This is a genomic window from Vibrio sp. HENC-03 (genome assembly GCF_000305755.2).
GTDB lineage: Bacteria > Pseudomonadota > Gammaproteobacteria > Enterobacterales > Vibrionaceae > Vibrio > Vibrio owensii.
Genome location: NZ_JH976121.1, coordinates 25,442 through 45,492 on the forward strand (window position 1 = coordinate 25,442; position 20,051 = coordinate 45,492).

Annotated in this window: 15 protein-coding genes; 10 read left to right on the forward strand and 5 right to left on the reverse strand. The window is 46.1% G+C overall.

Annotated features, from left to right (window positions below; genetic code table 11):
* The first annotated feature begins 77 nt into the window (after positions 1-77).
* Positions 78-1,637 (forward strand): AbgT family transporter, encoded by a 1,560-nt coding sequence (locus VCHENC03_RS15670; RefSeq protein ID WP_005440222.1) that lies wholly within the window; start codon positions 78-80, stop codon positions 1,635-1,637.
* Positions 1,638-2,000: 363 nt separating this feature from the next.
* Positions 2,001-2,534 (forward strand): tRNA adenosine(34) deaminase TadA, encoded by a 534-nt coding sequence (gene tadA, locus VCHENC03_RS15665; protein ID WP_009705613.1) that lies wholly within the window; start codon positions 2,001-2,003, stop codon positions 2,532-2,534.
* Between the two features lie 100 nt (positions 2,535-2,634).
* Here tadA and VCHENC03_RS28100 read toward each other — a convergent pair whose 3' ends face one another.
* Positions 2,635-2,769: a hypothetical protein gene (locus VCHENC03_RS28100; protein ID WP_005447629.1), complete on the reverse strand. Its 135-nt coding sequence runs from the start codon at positions 2,767-2,769 to the stop codon at positions 2,635-2,637.
* A 287-nt stretch (positions 2,770-3,056) separates the two neighbouring features.
* Positions 3,057-4,661, reverse strand: coding sequence for a membrane-bound lytic murein transglycosylase MltF (gene mltF, locus VCHENC03_RS15660; protein WP_009705614.1), 1,605 nt, complete (start codon positions 4,659-4,661; stop codon positions 3,057-3,059).
* 323 nt (positions 4,662-4,984) lie between these two features.
* Here mltF and purL point away from each other — a divergent pair, with 323 nt between their 5' ends.
* Together purL and VCHENC03_RS15650 are read left to right on the forward strand one after the other, a co-directional pair.
* The gene (gene purL, locus VCHENC03_RS15655) at positions 4,985-8,881 is read left to right on the forward strand and encodes a phosphoribosylformylglycinamidine synthase (protein WP_009705615.1); all 3,897 of its coding nucleotides are present in this window, start codon (positions 4,985-4,987) and stop codon (positions 8,879-8,881) included.
* A gap of 505 nt (positions 8,882-9,386) precedes the next feature.
* Positions 9,387-9,689, forward strand: coding sequence for a DUF3622 domain-containing protein (locus VCHENC03_RS15650; RefSeq protein WP_009705616.1), 303 nt, complete (start codon positions 9,387-9,389; stop codon positions 9,687-9,689).
* 85 nt (positions 9,690-9,774) lie between these two features.
* Here the strand turns inward: VCHENC03_RS15650 and VCHENC03_RS0125690 are convergent, their stop codons facing one another.
* Together VCHENC03_RS0125690 and VCHENC03_RS15645 are read right to left on the reverse strand one after the other, a co-directional pair.
* Entirely contained in the window at positions 9,775-10,182 is a 408-nt protein-coding gene (locus VCHENC03_RS0125690; RefSeq protein WP_032802601.1) for a hypothetical protein, read from the reverse strand.
* Positions 10,183-10,351: 169 nt separating this feature from the next.
* Entirely contained in the window at positions 10,352-11,422 is a 1,071-nt protein-coding gene (locus tag VCHENC03_RS15645) for a succinylglutamate desuccinylase/aspartoacylase family protein (RefSeq protein WP_005440211.1), read from the reverse strand.
* Between the two features lie 330 nt (positions 11,423-11,752).
* Between VCHENC03_RS15645 and VCHENC03_RS15640 the strand changes: the two genes are divergently transcribed.
* On the forward strand, positions 11,753-12,292 hold the full coding sequence (locus tag VCHENC03_RS15640) for a DUF3332 domain-containing protein (RefSeq protein WP_005440209.1): 540 nt from the start codon (positions 11,753-11,755) through the stop codon (positions 12,290-12,292).
* Positions 12,293-12,368: 76 nt separating this feature from the next.
* Here the strand turns inward: VCHENC03_RS15640 and VCHENC03_RS15635 are convergent, their stop codons facing one another.
* Positions 12,369-13,841, reverse strand: a complete 1,473-nt coding sequence (locus VCHENC03_RS15635) for an aminoacyl-histidine dipeptidase (protein WP_009705618.1) — start codon at positions 13,839-13,841, stop codon at positions 12,369-12,371.
* 1,033 nt (positions 13,842-14,874) lie between these two features.
* Here VCHENC03_RS15635 and VCHENC03_RS15630 point away from each other — a divergent pair.
* The 5 genes from VCHENC03_RS15630 to proB all read left to right on the forward strand — a co-directional run bounded on the left by VCHENC03_RS15630 (position 14,875) and on the right by proB (position 20,041).
* Positions 14,875-16,164, forward strand: coding sequence for an NCS2 family permease (locus VCHENC03_RS15630; RefSeq protein WP_005440204.1), 1,290 nt, complete (start codon positions 14,875-14,877; stop codon positions 16,162-16,164).
* A gap of 304 nt (positions 16,165-16,468) precedes the next feature.
* On the forward strand, positions 16,469-16,933 hold the full coding sequence (tet(34), locus tag VCHENC03_RS15625) for an oxytetracycline resistance phosphoribosyltransferase domain-containing protein Tet(34) (RefSeq protein ID WP_005440202.1): 465 nt from the start codon (positions 16,469-16,471) through the stop codon (positions 16,931-16,933).
* Between the two features lie 90 nt (positions 16,934-17,023).
* Entirely contained in the window at positions 17,024-18,271 is a 1,248-nt protein-coding gene (gene frsA / locus VCHENC03_RS15620; RefSeq protein ID WP_009705619.1) for an esterase FrsA, read from the forward strand.
* Between the two features lie 118 nt (positions 18,272-18,389).
* Positions 18,390-18,779 carry a sigma factor-binding protein Crl gene (crl, locus tag VCHENC03_RS15615; protein ID WP_009705620.1) on the forward strand — a complete coding sequence of 130 codons (390 nt, stop codon included), beginning with the start codon at positions 18,390-18,392 and terminating at the stop codon, positions 18,777-18,779.
* Between the two features lie 122 nt (positions 18,780-18,901).
* Positions 18,902-20,041 (forward strand): glutamate 5-kinase, encoded by a 1,140-nt coding sequence (gene proB, locus VCHENC03_RS15610; protein WP_005440196.1) that lies wholly within the window; start codon positions 18,902-18,904, stop codon positions 20,039-20,041.
* Positions 20,042-20,051 lie beyond the last annotated feature (10 nt).

Here is a 20,051-nt window from a genome sequence, read left to right on the forward strand (position 1 = left end):
AGAATGCTCGGTTGAAAATAGGCCGTTATAATTATTCAAATAGGCCATGGCACCAACATCATTCATATGGAGTTACCATGAGTAACCAAGCAGTAAATAAAGCACCGTCACCGAAGCCGAGCGGTATGGATCGCTTTCTGAACTTTATCGAGCGAGCGGGTAACAAAATCCCTGATCCAGCGATTCTGTTCTTCTGGGCACTAATCATTACTTGGGCTGCGTCTGCACTTTTGTCGAATGTTTCTTTCGACCTTCTAAACCCTCGAACTGGCGAAGCTCTTACTATTACTAACCTTCTAACAGGTGAAGCACTAGCAAGTTTCCTTGCTAATATGGTGACAACGTTCACTGGCTTTGCGCCACTTGGTATCGTTCTTGTAGCGATGTTGGGTGTAGGTGTTGCCGATTCTTCTGGCTTCATCACAACTGGCCTTAAGAAGATGCTGAACTTCACGCCAGCAAAACTTCTTACTCCAATGCTAATTCTTGTGGCAATCGTATCGCACACTGCGGCAGATGCGGGCTACGTTCTAGTTATTCCTCTTGGTGGTATCATCTTCCACGCAGCAGGTCGTCACCCTCTAGCGGGTATCGCGGCAGCGTTCGCAGGTGTATCAGGTGGTTTCTCTGCAAACTTCATCCCTTCAGGTATCGACCCTCTACTAGCTGGCTTTACGCAAACAGCGGCACAGGTTCTAGACCCTGAATACGTAGTAAACCCTCTAGCGAACATCTTCTTTACTGGTCTATCTTCAGTAATCATCGTTGCTATTGGTTGGTACGTAACTGAGAAAATCATCGAACCTCGTCTAGCGAACACGCCTGTTGATGAAGATGCAGAAAAAGCACCAGATCTTGGTTCTTTCACTGAAACTGAATCAAAAGCGTTCCGTTACGCTGGTTGGGCTATGATGGCAGGTATCGCACTTCTTGTTGTGGCGCTTATCCCAGAAAACTCTGCACTGCGTTCGCCTGAAGGTGAAATCACAGCGTTCTCTGCGCCAATCATGAAGTCTATCGTTCCGTTGATCTTCATCCTGTTTATCATTCCGGGTTACGTTTACGGTCGCGTTTCTGGCACGTTCAAGACAAGCAACGACATCATCAAAGCGATGGCGGATACGATGTCTACGATGGGCGCATACATTGTAATGTCGTTCTTCTGTGCGCAGTTCCTATCTGCATTCGCGCAATCAAACATCGGTACGATGCTAGCGCTATACGGTGCGGAAGGCCTGAAAGCGATGAACCTACCAGGTGAAGCAACTATCATCGGTATGATTCTTCTAACAGCTTCTGTAAACCTTCTAATCGGTTCTGCATCAGCGAAATGGGCTCTTATCGGTCCAATCCTAGTACCTATGCTAATGGCTGTAGGTATCTCTCCTGAGCTATCTCAAGCGGCTTACCGTGTAGGTGACTCTGTATCGAACATCATTTCACCTCTGATGGTATTCTTCCCTCTAGTAGTGGTTTACTGTCAACGTTACGTGAAGTCGACAGGTATCGGTACGCTAGCATCTCTAATGATGCCATTCTCGATTGCTATGCTAATCGGCTGGTCTATCTTCCTAGTTGCTTACTGGATGCTAGGTATTCCTCTAGGTATCCAAGCGCCATACACTTACACAATGTAAGAACGCTGAAGTTACTAAGTAAATTTAAAAAGCGCTGGTCGAGAGACTGGCGCTTTTTTGTTTTCGGGAATCGAAGAACGGGCTTTGTCTTACAGGACGCTGCGCTTCGAGAGCCGGGAACGCTTCGCTCTAGGAATCGAGAGGTATGTGCTGGGATATTAGAGGTAAATACAATGACTCAAAAGGCGTTGACAGTGTTTGCCCTAAATAGACAAAATGAAATCGTCTCTCGTCTCTCGTCTCTCGTCTCTCGTCTCTCGTCTCTCGTCTCTCGTCTCTCGTCTCTCGTCTCTTTCCCTTCCCCTCTTTGAAGGTTAAAATCCACTTTAAATTACGACCTATCCAAAATACCGGAGCCTCCTTTTGTCAGATTCTCAGTTTTCCCCTCAAGACGAACTATTTATGCGCCGTGCGATGGAGCTTGCAGAGCAAGCAGAAGCTGAAGGGGAAGTGCCGGTTGGTGCTGTTTTAGTGAAAGACGGAGAGATCGTTGCGGAAGGTTGGAACCGTTCTATTTGTGCTCATGATGCGACTGCTCATGCCGAGATCCAGACATTACGCAAAGCAGGAGAGGCTTTAGGAAACTATCGACTGCTTGATACGACTTTGTATGTCACGTTGGAGCCTTGCCCAATGTGTGCTGGTGCGTTGCTACATAGCCGAGTGAAACGAGTCGTTTACGGTGCGCCTGATTTAAAAGCAGGTGCGGCAGGGACGGTATTGAACTTGTTCGAAAGCCAAGCGGCGTATCATTACGCGACAGTTGAAAGTGGGTTGCTAGAGGATGAATGTCGCTCGCAGTTACAAGCGTTTTTCAAGCGTCGTCGCAAAGAGATTAAAGCGAAGAAGCAAGCGCAAAGAGCGAACGATGATGAACAGGAAATAAAAGGCGAATAGTTTAAGGAAAAGGGCTTCTTAAAGGTGGGGGACTTGGGCTTTTAGTTACTGGTTGCCTTTAGCAAACACCTACTTTGCAGCAGATGTTTGCTTTAAGTTCTCAGTGATTCACTAGGTGAACGAAAACACGGTTACGTGCACTGACTTTCTTTTTCATACACGTAAGCTTGCGCTTACGGCGGTTAGCAGCCACCGTCTTATTCAAACGTTTTGACTGCACTCTGCGTTTTCTCATTATCAGAACCTCTTGCAGACAACGAACACTCTCTCCGACACTCGCATGGCAAAGTGTCTGATTTATTATCAATCGATGACATTCTGATGAGGCACGCTTACGGACGAAGGTGGCATCAGTTCGAGGAGAGGTGACCAAAAGAGCCTCTCTGCTATGCGAGCCCAACCTTGGTAAGGCACCAAGGAGCAGCACAAGCTAGATTAGCCCGAAAGAATGGATTCTAGATAACTTTATCTGTTGACTCAATAAAAAAATAGCGAGCTGTGAGCTCGCTATTTTCGAAAGGTTTATTCTGCTTTGGGTTCGGGTGTTTGTTCCGCCTCTGGAGGTGAACTTTCCTCAGTACTGGAGATAGTTTCCACCGCTCCAGAAGTCTGCTCCGCCAAGGTTTCCACTGCTCCAGAAATTAACAAGTCTGGACTGAGTGGCGGGATCACTTGTAGGTCTTCTGTGTCTTCATCAATCGCTGGTTTCTGACTGACGTGACCAATGATCGACTGGTAGTAACGACGAATATTTTCGACGTAGTTACGAGCTTCATCACCACGAGCATAACCATATCGAGTTTGGCTGTAGAAGCGTTTCTGACGCAGCAATGGTAGGCGTTCTTTCACATCTGCCCATGCGTTTGGATCGCCACCTTGTGCTTTCGTTAAGCGTCTTGCATCCATCATATGGCCATAACCCACGTTATAAGAGGCCAATGCAAACCAAATCTTCTCATGCTCATTGATTGAGTCTGGCACTCGAGCCACGATACGGCGAAGGTATTCCACACCACCACGCACAGACTGCTCTGGATCTAGGCGATCTGTTACCCCAACGCTCTTCGCTGTTGGCAGCGTTAACATCATCATTCCGCGCACGCCTGTTGGCGATTTCGCTTTTGGTTTCCAGTGAGACTCTTGGTATGCCAAGGCTGCAATCAAGCGCCAATCAAACTCTTCACTGTATTTTTGGAACAGTGGTGACCATTTCGGCAAGGTGTTATCCAAGGCGCGAATAAAGGCACGCGTGTCTACGTAGTCGAAAGCTTCAATGTGGCCGATGTATTTCTCTTCTAGCGTCGCGAGTTCACCGGACTGCTTAATGTTGCCAAAGAACTCGATCAACATGGCATACAAGCTTTCATCTTCAGAACGACGGGTGAACCAAGAAACGGGTTGGTCTTCGGTTAGCTCAAAAGCCAAAGCTAGATCTGGGTAAAGGCGCTGAGCCAAAGACAGTTCCACAGAGTCTGTAACGGTAAAACGCAGTTCACCCGTCGACACGTGTTTCAGTAGATCTCGAGTATCTGCGTCACCAACAATTTCAAATTGCAGTTCTGGGTGCTCTTTTTGTAGTGCCGTTAGTGTTGGAACAAATTGAGACTGTTCAACGATTTGTAGCGTCTCTGCTCCGGCGTTCGTGTCTTCATCGCCCGCTTTCTCATCTTTCGACTCTTGGTAGTTGATGAGTTGATTGATATCACGAGGACGAAGTTGGCCTTTTTTGTACACCACTTGCTGACTCACATAGTAGTAAGCAGGCCCAGGACGGAAGCGTTGCACCGCTTGAGAGGTTTGATTTAGACCGGTTGCGATAATATCGATATCGCCTTTTTTAAGGGCAGGGAATAACTCTGCCTGACGAAAAGCGGGTCTGATCTCGAGCTTAACGCCGAGCTGTTCTGCAAATTTACGCGCCAGTTCATAATCCAAGCCAGCAGGGCCATCAGGACCGATGTAGTAGGAGAGTTGATTGTTTAGCGTGCCAACACGTAGGACACCGCGCTCTTGGATTTGCTCGAATTCACTTTTGGGTTCCGACTCAATCTGACAGGCAGAAAGTAAAAGCACAGAAGCGAAAAGTAGGGCGCTGCGCTTGAGTCGGTTGAACTGACTTATTTGCATTAATTCGGTACGTCTCGATAAATTTCTAGTTGCCTTTATATCAAAGCGAGCTGGTGGGGCAAAGTGAATCAGACAGATAGAGTGCGACATTGTGTGATTTATCGACATTTTAGTCGTAATTCAAATTTGATGAAAAAAATGACGCAAACGGTTGCTTTTGGTGTTACATCACAAAAACAATTGCTATATAATGCGCTCGCAACGAAGAGGTGGCATCGGCATAGGTTTGAAAAACCTTCGGGAATAGCTTCGAAGAAAACAGTATAACCCACTGAATTTATTCCAATATCACCTTAATCACTTGCAATAAGAGACCTAAGCACATGAGAATTTTGCGTGGCTCCCCAGCTCTTTCTGAGTTTCGTGTTAATAAACTACTGGAACTTTGTCGTGAACAAGATCTGCCTGTCACTGGCATTTACGCTGAGTTCATGCACTTTGCGGATCTAAAGTCTGACCTTGATGCTCAAGAGTTGGAAAAACTGGAAAAATTGCTGACTTACGGTCCAACGATCGAAGAGCATGAGCCAGAAGGTCTTCTACTTCTTGTTACGCCTCGTCCGGGCACTATTTCGCCTTGGTCTTCTAAATCTACTGATATCGCAATCAACTGTGGTCTAGACAAAGTAAAACGTCTTGAGCGCGGCACTGCCTATTACGTCGAGACATCAACTCCTCTTAACGATGCTCAAATTGCTGATGTAAAAGCACTCATCCATGATCGCATGATGGAAGTGACATTTACTGATTTTGATGCAGCAAATGCGTTATTCCAAGCGGCAGAACCTGCTCCTGTAGCAGACGTTGACCTATTAAAAGGCGGTCGTGCTGCACTTGAAAACGCAAACGTTACCCTAGGTCTTGCACTTGCAGATGATGAAATCGAATACCTTTACGATGCGTTCGTAAATAAGCTAGAACGCAACCCGACTGACATTGAGCTAATGATGTTTGCACAAGCGAACTCAGAGCACTGTCGTCACAAGATCTTCAATGCAGATTGGACTATCGACGGCGTTAAGCAAGAGAAGTCTCTGTTCAAAATGATCAAAAACACATTTGAAACGACACCAGAAAACGTACTGTCTGCATACAAAGATAACGCAGCGGTAATGGTAGGTTCAGATGTAGGTCGTTTCTTCCCGAACCCAGAAACTCGCCAGTACGGTTACAGCCAAGAGAAAGCGCACATCCTAATGAAGGTGGAAACGCACAACCACCCAACTGCTATCTCTCCTTGGCCGGGAGCTTCTACTGGTTCAGGCGGTGAAATCCGTGATGAAGGCGCGACTGGTATCGGTGGTAAGCCAAAAGCCGGTCTTGTTGGTTTCACAACATCTAACCTACGTATTCCTGGTTTTGAACAGCCATGGGAAACAGACTTCGGTAAGCCGGGTCGCATCGTTAACGCTCTAGACATCATGCTAGAAGGCCCACTTGGTGGCGCGGCGTTCAACAACGAATTTGGTCGTCCAAACCTACTTGGTTACTTCCGTACTTACGAAGAGAAAGTTAACTCGCACGCAGGTGAAGAGGTTCGTGGTTACCACAAGCCAATCATGATTGCTGGTGGTATGGGTAACATTCGTGACGAGCACGTTCAGAAGAAAGAGATCCCGGTAGGTGCAAGCCTAATCGTACTTGGTGGTCCTGCAATGAACATTGGTCTTGGCGGTGGTGCTGCTTCTTCAATGGCATCTGGTCAATCAGCAGAAGACCTAGATTTCGCTTCAGTACAGCGTGAAAACCCAGAGATGGAACGCCGCTGTCAGGAAGTGATCGACCGTTGTTGGCAACTTGGCGATGCTAACCCAATTGCATTTATCCACGATGTGGGCGCGGGCGGTATCTCGAACGCACTTCCAGAGCTTGTAGATGATGGCGAGCGTGGTGGTATCTTCCAACTGCGTGATGTACCAAATGATGAACCAGGCATGAGCCCACTTGAGATCTGGTGTAACGAATCTCAAGAGCGTTACGTAATGGCTGTTGCGCCAGAGAATATGGAAGTATTCGACGCAATCTGTAAGCGTGAGCGCGCACCATACGCCGTTGTTGGTATCGCAACAGAAGAGCGTGAGCTTAAACTTGAAGATTCACACTTCGAGAATACGCCAATCGACATGCCAATGGATGTGCTTCTTGGTAAGACGCCTAAGATGCACCGTGATGCGAAAACGCTTAAAGCGAACAACCCAGCGGTTAATCGTGACGGTATCGAGCTAAACGAAGCCGTGGATCGCGTTTTACGTCTTCCAACGGTTGCAGAAAAAACATTCCTAATCACGATCGGTGACCGCACGGTGACTGGTCTTGTTGCGCGTGACCAGATGGTTGGCCCGTGGCAGGTTCCTGTTGCTAACTGCGCAGTAACTGCAGCAAGTTACGACACTTACCACGGTGAAGCTATGTCGATGGGTGAGCGTACACCAGTTGCTCTACTAGACTTCGGAGCTTCAGCTCGTCTAGCGGTTGGTGAAGCAATCACAAACATCGCTGCGACAAACATCGGTGATATCAAACACATTAAACTGTCTGCAAACTGGATGTCTCCAGCTGGCCACCCGGGTGAAGACGCAGGTCTTTACGAAGCAGTGAAAGCCGTGGGTGAAGAGCTATGTCCAGCACTTGGTTTAACTATCCCAGTTGGTAAAGACTCAATGTCGATGAAGACCAAGTGGGAAGAGAACGGTGAGCAGAAAGAAGTAACGTCTCCGCTATCTCTAATCATCACTGCGTTTGCTCGTGTTGAAGATGTGCGTAAGACAGTCACACCTCAGCTTCGCACAGATAAAGGCAATACTAGCCTTGTTCTAATCGACCTAGGTAACGGTCAAAACCGTCTAGGTGCAACGGCTCTAGCACAGGTTTACAAGCAGCTTGGTGATAAGCCAGCAGACGTAGACAACGCAGCGCAGCTAAAAGGTTTCTACGAGGGCGTTCAAACTCTAGTAGCGAACGACCAAGTTGTGGCTTATCACGATAAGGGTGACGGTGGCCTATTCGTTACTCTTGCTGAGATGGCATTCGCAGGTCACTGTGGCGTTAAAGCTGACATCGCTGACCTAGGCGACGATGCTCTAGCTGCACTATTCAACGAAGAACTAGGTGCGGTACTTCAGGTTAAGAATGATGACCTAGACGCTGTACTTTCAACGCTAGCAGTAAACGGCCTTGAAGCATGTTCACACGTAATCGGCTCTGTAGAAGCATCTGATGAGCTAGTGATTACTTCTGGTGAGACAGTCGTTCTTGAGCGTAACCGCACTGAACTACGTACTATCTGGGCTGAGACAACGCATAAGATGCAAGGTCTACGTGACAACCCAGCATGTGCTGACCAAGAGCACGAAGCGAAGAAAGACAACTCGGACCCAGGTCTGAACGTTAAGCTAAGCTTCGATGTGAACGAAGACATTGCAGCGCCATATATCGCGAAAGGCGCTAAGCCTAAGATGGCAATTCTGCGTGAGCAAGGCGTTAACTCTCACGTTGAGATGGCAGCAGCATTCGACCGTGCAGGCTTTGAAGCAACAGATATCCACATGAGCGACATTCTAACCGGTCAAGCGGTTCTAGAAGAGTACCAGGGCTTAGTCGCTTGTGGTGGCTTCTCTTACGGTGACGTACTTGGTGCGGGTGAAGGTTGGGCTAAGTCTATCCTGTTCAATGAGCAAGCTCGCAACCAGTTTGAAGGTTTCTTCCAACGTGAAGATACTTTCTCTCTAGGTGTGTGTAATGGCTGTCAGATGCTATCTAACCTGAAAGAGCTAATCCCAGGTGCAGACCTGTGGCCACGCTTCGTTCGTAACGAGTCTGAGCGTTTTGAAGCTCGCTTTAGCCTAGTTGAAGTTCAGAAGTCTGACTCTTTATTCTTCGATGGCATGGCCGGTTCTCGCATGCCAATCGCAGTGTCTCACGGTGAAGGTCGCGTGGAAGTTCGTGACGCTGACCACCTAGCGGCGATTGAAGCTTCAGGTACAGTTGCAGTTCGTTACGTAGATAACCACGGTAACGCAACGCAGCAATACCCGAACAACCCGAACGGTTCGCCAAATGCAATCACGGGTCTAACGACTCAAGATGGCCGCGTAACTATCATGATGCCACACCCAGAGCGTGTATTCCGTACAGTAGCGAACTCATGGTCTCCAGAAGGTTGGGGCGAGAACGGCGCTTGGATGCGTATGTTCCAAAACGCACGCAAGAACATCGGCTAACCATGACTTAGTCAACGGTTAACGAAAATAGTAAAGCGCTGGTTGAGAGACCAGCGCTTTCTTTATTTAAGGGAATCGAGAACGGACTTCATCCTATAGGACGCTGCGTTTCGAGAGTCGGGAAAAATAGCGGCGTCATTTCCTAGACTGACGAAGGAAGGAGTAGGAAATCTCTTTTGAACAATGAATAGGGAGAGATCCCCAACTCACTCGTGCCTTGTTCTTGAGGATGACGATTAAATTGCGTTGGACTCATAAGGTGTTGACAGTATTTATTCCTACATAGACAAAATGAAATCGTCTCCCGTCTCCCGTCTCCCGTCTCCCGTCTCCCGTCTCCCGTCTCCCGTCTCCCGTCTCCCGTCTCCCGTAAAAAACTTGCAGCGTTTCGGTAACTTTTATGCTCTAATACCGCGCTTACCAAGGGATGGTGTTAAACAGCTCAGCTTAGATGGAGTTATCAAGTTGACCGAATCCCTGATTAATCCCTTAGGAAATGAAAGAAATGGCTAAAAATCCAAAATTTGCTATCCGCGTAACTGAAAAACGTAACGGTTGGAGCGCAGAGATCACTCGTCAGGTGACTTCTCGTAAAGTAGTGGTATCAAAACGTGAAACAGGTTTTGACAGCGAAGAGAAAGCACAAGCTTGGGCTGAGCAGGAACTAGCGGGTTTTGTACAAAACCAAGTAGTTCGTAACGAGCGTAAAGCAGTACAACGTCAAGAGCGTGAAGCAGAGCAACTAGCGGCAAAAGTTCGCAAAGAAGAAGCTCGTCAAGCTCGTGAAGCAGACGCTGACGAAGAATAATCGCAGTGTGCTTGATGGTTGAATACCATCGACTATGAATTTGAAAATGCCCCGAGGTTATCTCGGGGCATTTTTATTTGCGTCGTTATAAGCAGTCAGAAGAAACTGAGAACGTCATTGAGCTATCCGATGAAGTGGTATTGTAGATATGATCTTTTCGCAGCTTTTTTGGTGTGTGAACTGGCTGTAAATCAATGTTGTGTAAGCCGTCCGATAGATTGTTTGCCACACCGTAGTTGTAATCTCTTGCCTCGGTAATTTCCCCTTTTGCATGTTGGCATCCAGTGGGTGCTTCGTCGTTCTTCCACGCAATCACATCTGGCTTAGCATCCAAATTCAAATCTTCGTGGACCTTTGTAGCATAGTGATCTTCTATTTGATAATGGTTGCTTTGTTCTTGTAAGTATTCAGCAATCTCTCCAGATGGTTGAGCGTAAGCTAAGCAGGGGAGGGTGGATCCCGCAATAAGGAGTCGTTTATAAGTATGATTCATAGTGGTTTACAAGCAAAAGGACGACACCCTAGTTGTGAATGAGAATTATTGCAATTAATTTGTTGTGTGAATGCTCTGTATGGGCTTCTGGTCCAACCTTTTGTTTTTAAAAGTATGGATATAAAAAAGCCCAGATAGACAATCTGGGCTTTAGTGCATTCATTGAGAATTATTGTTGTGTTTCTAGTGGGATTTGCCCCGTCGTCACTTGGTCGACATCAAACTCAGTCAGCTCTTCAATATAGCTTTCTACCGTTTGCTCAACCATGTCATCATCTTGTTTGAAGTAAGCGATGTGGAAGATAGCATCACCTTCGTTAACCAGTGGCAGTGTTTGCTGGCCAATTACGATACCGCCTTTTGGTGCCAACAGCTCTAGCTCGTCATGACCTAAAGGCGAGCTGATGTAAGCGAGAGTCTCGCCTTCTTCTACTTTATCACCCAAGTTGACAACCGTACGTAGGATACCGTTGCCCGATGCGCGAACCCAGCTGGTGGATTTTGCGATGATTGGCTCTGGTAGTTTTTTGCGGCTCGCACGTAGCATGCCGATAGCCTGCATCACACGTTGAACACCTAGTACACCTGCACTGATCGACAATGGGTCAAAGCGCAGAGCTTCACCCGCTTCGTAAGTCAGTACTGGGATATCGCACTTTTCCGCTTCACTACGAAGAGAACCGTCACGTAGAGCAGAGTCTACGATCACTGGTGTCGCAAATGCTTTGGCAATGCGCAGTGTTTCTGGGTTGCTCAAGTTCGCACGGATCTGAGGTAGGTTAGTACGGTGAATCGCACCCGTGTGAAGATCCAAAATATAGTCACAACGCTTAGCAATATTATTGAAGAAGCCATGCGCCATGCGTGATGCCAATGCGCCTTTCTCACTACCCGGGAAGCAGCGGTTTAAGTCGCGACGGTCTGGAAGGTAGCGCGACTTATGGATAAAGCCGAACACGTTTACGATAGGAACCGCAATCACCGTGCCCTTTAGTTTGGCTGGATCCAATTGGTTGATCATCTGACGAACGATCTCTACGCCATTAAGCTCATCACCATGGATCGCTGCATTGACCATTAAAACAGGGCCTTCCTGTTTACCGTGGATAATTTCCACAGGAATAGAAAGAGGCGAGTGCGTGTAAAGCTGTGCCGCTTCAAATTCGGTTTCTAGTCGTTGTCCTGGTTGTACTTGGTGCCCGAGCAGCTCAAATACTTTGCTTTTTTTACTTCTGGCCATAAACCATCTCTGTCAAATACGTTAGCAACAATGTAACAACTGGTTCAAAATCACACTAATCATTCTTCTTGATGTGACGAACAATAATTTTTATTGAAAAGATCAAAAATTCACCGAATGTATGGCTTGTGTAAGTTTATTGGGTGAAATCCAGTATCGATTGAGTAGCCTTGCCTTGGTTTTTGATGCGTTACATTCATAGAAAAAATAAGACTGTGTTAAATTTAATACTAATATTTTTTTGGCGAAAAACTGTCTTTTACCTCTTGTTTTTATCCGCTACTATCCCCGCCGAATTTTTGACCTAATACTATTTAACTAGAGGTTTTAATGAAAAAGGCGATCGCTAAAATTGGCGCACTGACTGCAGTAGCAGTTTCTCTTTCTGGCTGTGTAGGCAGCAACGCAGTAACGGGTTACGTTATGGGCTTCAACTTGAAAGCCGTTGATAACCGTTACGCTCGTGGTGGTCTAAACATGCTAATGGCGCCAGTTTACGGTGTTGCGATTGCGGCTGACTACATTGTGTTCAACTCGCTAGAGTTCTGGACTGGTAAAAACCCGCTAAACGGTAAGCCACACATCTTTGACAAGAAGATGGACACTTACATCGACGTAAACCACCAGTTAGATAAGTCTCTAACGACAGCTCCTGTTGGTCCTATTACGAATAACCGTGTTATCGAACAAGGTCAAATGCAACAGATCGACGAAAACACAGTTCAAATGGACATCACTTACAACAACGGTGAAAAAGCGACACTAATGGGTGTTCGTGAAGGTGAGTTTGTTACTTACTACATCGATGGTGAAGTTGTTGCTAAGACTTCTATGGATGAGCTAGCGTCATACGCGCAAACTCGTGCATAAGTTGCGACTTTTCTGAGCTCGCAATAAAAAAGGGTGCCTCGGCACCCTTTTTCGTATTTATTGTATCTGGTTAGGATTACGCTTTTTCTGGAATTGCTTCTAGAAGTGCAACCATTTGATCCCAGAACAGTTGAACGGTATCAATCTTCACTTTCTCATCTGGAGAGTGCGGGAACTTGATGGTTGGACCGAAAGAAACCATATCCATGTTCGGGTAAGGTTCTTTGAATAGACCACACTCAAGACCTGCGTGAATAACCATGATGTTTGGTTTGTGACCGTAGATGCCTTCGTACATATCACGGAAGATTGCCATGATTTCAGAATCCGCATCTGGTTTCCAACCTGGGTAAGCACCAGAGAATTCGATTTGCGCGCCTGCAAGTTCAGACACAGACTGAAGCGTGCCTTCAACTTGACTACGACCTGAGTCGATCAGTGAGCGAATTAGGCAAAGTACGGTTACTTTGTTCTCTTCTGTTGTGATAACGCCAACGTTAAGTGACGTTTCAACCACACCTTCAACTTCGTCACTCATGCGCATTACGCCGTTTGGACACGCGTTAAGCGCCGCGATGAAACGTTGTTGATCTGCAACTGCAAATACTTGTGCGTCAGTCGCGAACTCTTCGTTGAAAGTCACAATGTCAGTTTCAACTTTACCAAGCTCAGTTTTTAGTAGCTCAGTGTAGTAGTTGAACAATTCCGCTAACTTATCTTGGTTTTCTGCTGGTAGAGCAACCGTAACGAATGCTTCACGAGGAATAGCGTTACGTAGGCTACCACCACGGAACTCGACAAGACGAAGATCCAACTCTTGTGCGTGACCAGCAAGGAAACGACCAATCAGTTTGTTTGCGTTGCCACGACCTGTGTGGATATCACAGCCAGAGTGACCACCTTTTAGGCCTTTTAGCGTTAGCTGACGAGTAACAAAGCCTGCTGGAATGACATCGCGAGTGATGTCGAATGTCATTGCGCCGTCGATACCGCCAGCACAACCCATGTAGACTTCGCCTTCTTGCTCTGAATCCGTGTTAAGAAGGATATCGCCTTCTAGCCAACCTTCTTCAAGGCCAAATGCGCCAGTCATGCCAGCTTCTTCATCAATCGTTAGCAGCACTTCAATAGGGCCGTGTTTGATTTCAGTAGAAGCAAGAACCGCAAGACAAGAAGCCATACCGATGCCGTTGTCCGCACCAAGTGTTGTGCCTTTTGCGGTTACCCATTCGCCATCGATGTATGGCTGGATAGGATCTTTTGTGAAGTCGTGATCAGTGTCTTCATTCTTTTGCGGCACCATGTCGATGTGCGCTTGAAGAACCACGCCTTTCTTGTTTTCCATGCCAGGAGTAGCAGGCTTCTTAATGAACACGTTGCCAGTTGGATCGCGGCGTACGTCAAAACCTTGCTCTGTTGCCCAAGTAACAATGTACTGAGCTAGCGCCTCTTCATGCTTTGAAGGGTGAGGAATTGAACAAATCTTATCGAAAAACTGCCAAAGTGGAGTAGGTGATAAGGTACTGATTTCAGAATGGAATTCAGACACGGAAGACTCCTTTTGATGTGCTTTGCCAAATTTAAACCGTAAATTTAATGAGTGTTTAGCAGTAAATGCTAATCGGTATTGGCTTGAAATTGCCATCAGCATACCACCACAAAAGCCGTTCTAGTAGTTGTGGTGAAAAGGATTTGCCCTAGAACTGTCACAGATTATGAACACAATGCAATACACTAATGCAACGCACTTAGTATGAATTGAAAGTTTGGCTATTTTTTAATTTACTAAACTGTAATTTAATTACAGTTAATTCTTGATGAAGATCAATTTATGAATGTTTTGTGATTTTGGTCACTAAAATGCTTGTAATTAAATTTCTTGGTGGTATATTTGTAACCAGCTTCTGAGAGAAGAATGAAATGCTCAAAGGATGAGTCCGTTTATCGCCTCCAAGGAACCGAGAAATCAACCAAATTAACAGTATTAATTGATTTAGAAGGTGATATTTATGAAAGGTTTACCAAGTGCAATGTTCTGGAACAGCAAATCTGTTTACACCGGTAACTTTGTATACCCAACAAGCTTTGGTTACTAATTGAAGCCAACGCATGTGACTCGAACAAATTTGTTCACCCCTATAAATTGGAATTTTTTTTCAGTGCATAGTGCTGACATGATTCACCGCCACTCAAATTGAGTGGCGTTTTTTTATCTGCAATTCCAAACTTCGGCTACTTTCTCGCCACCAAGCGCGCATTCTACTGCAGCTTCTTCCACATATTTCATTTCCTGACCAATTCTGTGGGTGTTTTACGTCCAAAACCTCCGGTTTGCGTTTGAAAGTTTAATACATTGTTCAGTTTGTACACGTTGGGTTGTACAGAACATAACTCTGTTAGTTGTTGTTTATTAAGGCCTAAATTTTTAGCCTGTTTAAAACACTAGCGAATAGGTTTCATATCCGAAGAAAAAAATCCCATTAGAGTGAAAATTCTATCTGGAATTTGTTATTTGATAACTTTATAATTCGAGCCAATCGATTACGCAACCGTTTACTTTTTACCTTTTACAGGATTCGATCATGCTCGAAAGGCTCTTTAAACTTAGTGAAAATGGCACCAACGTGCGCACTGAGATCATCGCAGGTATCACTACCTTCCTAACTATGGCTTACATCATCTTTGTAAACCCAGCTATCCTTGCAGATACTGGTATGGATCGTGGTGCCGTGTTCGTTGCGACGTGTCTTGCTGCAGCTATTGGCTGTTTCATCATGGGCTTAGTAGCAAACTACCCAATCGCTCAGGCGCCTGGTATGGGCCTAAACGCGTTCTTTACCTACTCTGTTGTGTTGGGTATGGGTTACACGTGGCAAGTAGCGCTAGCAGCAGTATTTGTTTCTGGTCTGTTATTCATTGTCTTGAGTGTGTTCAAGATCCGTGAGTGGATCATCAACTCAATTCCACTTTCTCTTCGTACAGGTATCTCTGCAGGTATCGGTCTTTTCCTTGCGTTCATCGCACTGAAAAACGCAGGCATCGTAGTAGATAACCCAGCAACGCTAGTTTCTATGGGTAACATCACTTCGCTACCATCTGTACTTGCGGCTATTGGCTTCTTTATGACTATCGCGCTGGTTCACCGTGGTGTGAAAGGTGCGGTTATGATTGCCATTTTGGGTGTGACAATTCTTGGTCTTATCTTTGGTGACGTTCAATGGGGCGGCATCATGTCTACACCACCAAGCATTGCACCAACCTTCATGCAGCTAGACTTCTCTGGTCTTTTCGAAGTTGGCATGATCTCGGTAGTATTTGCTTTCCTATTCGTTGACTTGTTCGACACTGCAGGCACGCTAGTTGGCGTTTCACAAAAAGCAGGTCTAACTGACGAAAATGGCAACATTCCACGTCTAAACAAAGCACTACTTGCTGACTCAACAGCGACATCAGTAGGTGCTCTACTAGGTACATCTAACACGACGTCATACATTGAGAGTGTTTCTGGTGTAGCAGCAGGCGGTCGTACTGGTCTAACAGCTGTGGTTGTTGGCGTATTGTTCCTTCTAGCTCTGTTGTTCTCGCCACTAGCAGGTATGATTCCAGCTTACGCAACATCTGGTGCGCTGTTCTACGTAGCGATCCTAATGCTTTCTGGTCTGGTTGGTATCGACTGGCGTGACCTAACAGAAGCTGCGCCAGTTGTGGTTACTTGTTTGGTAATGCCTCTTACTTTCTCGATTGCAGAAGGTATCACGCTAGGTTTCATCGCTTACGCTGCTATCAAACTGTTCAGTGGTAAAGGCCGTGAAGTATCGATGAGTGTGTGGGTGATGTCTGCTATCTTCATCGTGAAATACATGGTCGGTTAATTCCAACGATTGAAAAAAGCCAGTGCGAGCTTGAGTTCGCACTGGCTTTTTGTTTGTGGGGGATTTGTATTCAAATTCATCCACTTTTCTAATTTGTATTGTTCACCGAACTCGGTTTTTCTGCGGAATTGGCGGAGAATTTTGATATCAGCGTTGGTATTAGCCATGGGTTTCGGTAGAATAATCGTTTGCGCAGCTTGAAACCCCCATTTCCTCTGGTGTGGAAAGTTTAGCTTGTTGAGTCCATTTCAGCGCCAACAGCTAGATAGAGGGATGCATATTTTGAAATTATTAGGTTATTACAATGAGTAAAAAATTCATTATCACTTGGGATGCGATGCAGTCTTACTGCCGTGAACTGGCTGAGAAACAAATGCCAGCTGAGCAATGGAAAGGTATTTGGGCGGTAAGCCGTGGTGGTCTAGTTCCTGGTGCAATCCTAGCGCGTGAACTGGGTATTCGTCACGTTGATACTATTTGTATCTCTAGCTACGACCACGATCACCAGCGTGATATGACAGTAGTTAAAGCACCAGAAGGTGACGGCGAAGGTTTCCTAATCGTTGAAGACCTAGTAGATAGCGGTGACACAGCACGCAAGCTACGTGAAATGTACCCGAAAGCGAAACTTATCGCAGTATGTGCTAAGCCTGCAGGTGTTGAGCTACTAGATGATTACGTCGTAGACATCGCTCAAGACACTTGGATCGAGCAACCTTGGGATATGTCTATCCAGTTTGCAGAGCCAGTGAACCGTAAGCAAAAATAAGTTTGCACTAAGAATATTGAGAAATGCCCCTTTATAGGGGCATTTTTTTTATTATTATTACGCTATCGCAACCAGCCTAGAGTTCTTCCTATGCCAGAAGACGTCAGTAAAAATCTCTCCGAAACTTTGTTTGTAAAACACAAGCAAGCGAAAGAAACCTCCGCACTTACTCAGTACATGCCGACCAGCCAAAAGATTCTTGATGAGCGAGAAGAGCATGGCGACCGTGCTTGGTATCGCCACTTAAGGCGCCTTCAATGGGCGTGGCAAGGTTTGTCACCAATCGAAATGGAAGGTGTTCTGTCTAAGATTGCGTCGTCCAAGCATTCACGTACCGAAGACCAGTGGCTCGACACTGTCATGGGCTACCACAGCGGCAACTGGACGTTTGAATGGATCAAACTTGGCATGGAACACCAGCGCCGTGCGGGTGAAATGAAAGGTGAAGAGGCTGCTGACGAATTGTTTACGGCATCACTGTGCTTCAGTATTGCGGGCTATCCACATTTAAAGAACGACAACTTAGCGGCTCAAGCTCAAGTGCTGGCAAACAAAGCTTATACCGAAGGCTCTGAGAAAACTCAGTACGTTATCAAGCAGATCGAAGTGCCTTACCAAAAGCGTAAGATCATCGCGAACTTACACCTGCCACGCACAGATAAACAACTTCCTGTTGTCATGGTCAGTGCTGGACTGGATAGCTTGCAAACCGACATGTGGCGTTTGTTCCGTAATCACCTTGCGCCAAAAGACATTGCGATGTTGACCATTGATATGCCATCGGTCGGTCACAGCTCGCATTGGCCTTTAACGGAAGACTCAAGTTGTCTGCACCAAGCTGTACTCAATGAGTTGTTCTCTTTGCCTTGGGTTGATCATCATAAGGTGGGGTTGATTGGTTTCCGCTTCGGCGGCAATGCGATGATTCGTCTTTCTTTCGTTGAGCAAGAGAAGATCAAAGCTTGTGTAGCATTGGGCGCGCCGGTACACGATCTGTTTACCTCACCGAAGAAGCTGCAGCAGATGCCGAAGATGTACCTAGATCTGCTGGCGTCTCGTCTGGGTAAGAGCGCCGTGGACATCAATAGCATGGCAGGCCAGATGATGGCGTGGTCTTTAAAGGTACAAGGCTTTTTAAGCAGCCGCAAAACGAAGGTGCCAATTCTTGCGCTGAGTTTGGAAGGCGACCCTGTTTCACCGCACAGTGACAACCAGTTGGTTGCGCTGTTTAGCCAGTACGGACAAGCAAAGAAAATCAGTTCCAAGACAATTACAAAAGGTTATGAGCAATCCCTCGATTTAGCCATAAAGTGGTTGGAGGACGAATTATTAAGATGACAAATCTCCTAATTTAGTTAAGAGTGATATAGATGAGCAAAAAATAAGCTCATGATAATTAAAAATAATAATCATTCTTGGATAGCTCAATATCCTTACTATGGAAACGGAGATTCTTATGTCAGAGACGACTCAAGGGCCGACTCACTTTCGCTTGATGTCAAAGTTGAAGGCGATAGGTCCTTACCTGCGCGAACCACAATCACAAGAAGGGCATTACTATTTTGACTGCCTATCTGTCTGTGTTGACGATAAAAAGTCACCAGAAAAACGTGAATTTTGGGGCTGGTGGATGGACTTGGAGTCCATTGAAGGTGGCTTTACGGCAAAATACCACATCGGTAAATACAACAAAGAAGGGGATTGGACCTCAGAACCATTGCCAGATAAGGTGACAGAAGAAGTGTACCTCACTCAGAGTACCTTCCATCAAAAGCTTATCGATACAGTGGCTGAGCATTTCAAACTGGAAGTGGAATATCACACAGAATCGTTTGATTTCGCCTAATTTGGCTGTTTTCTTCCTCTATAAGACAAAAAGGTGCGTTTTCGCACCTTTTCTGCTTGTTAAATCCCCATTTGATTGCTAAAACGTTCACTCTTTATTTGTTTTTCATTTCAGAAGACATCATGACAACGAATCAACAGAATGCAGTTATTTCACAACCACAAACCGTCGTTGTGAAACTGGGTACAAGTGTGCTGACAGGCGGCACTTTGGCGTTAGACCGTGCTCATATGGTAGAGCTGGCTCGTCAATGTGCTGAACTAAAGAAACAAGGCCATTCAGTAGTAATGGTTTCGTCTGGTGCAATTGCAGCAGGCCGTGAGCATCTTGGATACCCCGCACTGCCCAACGCGATGGCGAGCAAACAGTTACTTGCAGCCGTTGGTCAAAGCCGCTTGATTCAAACATGGGAGTCTTTGTTTGGCATTTATGGCATCAAAATTGGTCAGATGTTGTTAACTCGTGCTGACTTGGATGATCGTGAGCGTTTCCTAAACGCACGTGACACCATTAATGCTCTGGTAGCAAACGACATTATTCCGATCGTGAACGAAAACGATGCAGTTGCGACAAACGAAATCAAAGTGGGTGACAACGATAACTTGTCTGCTTTGGTGGGGATTTTGTGTGGTGCAGACAAATTACTGCTCCTGACTGACCAAAAGGGCTTGTTTACCGCAGACCCGCGCAAAGATCCGAATGCTGAGCTGATCAAAGAAGTGAAAACCATCGATGATACTTTGCGTAAAATTGCAGGTGGTAGTGGCACCACGCTAGGTACAGGCGGTATGGCAACCAAACTTCAAGCGGCAGATATTGCTCGTCGTGCAGGTATTGAGGTCATTATCGCTGCGGGTAGTGCGCCAAATGTTATCTTCGATTCATTGAGTTCGGAGCCACAAGGCACACGTTTCTTACCTTGTTCAGAAGCACTAGAAAACCGTAAACGTTGGATCTTAGCTGGTCCTGCGGCATCGGGTGACATCATTATCGATGATGGTGCAGTGAACGCCGTTGTGGGTAAAGGCAGCAGCCTACTTGCAAAAGGCGTTGTAAAAGTCAGTGGTGATTTTGCTCGTGGTGAAGTGGCACGTGTAACAAACGCACAGGGTAAATTGGTTGCTCGTGGTATTAGCGCCTACTCAAGTGAAGACCTAGCGAAAATTGCCGGTAAGCACAGTAAAGACATCATCTCTATTTTGGGTCATGACTACGGCTCAGAAGTGATTCATCGCGATGATCTTGTCGTCATTCAAGAATAGATTGAGGGAA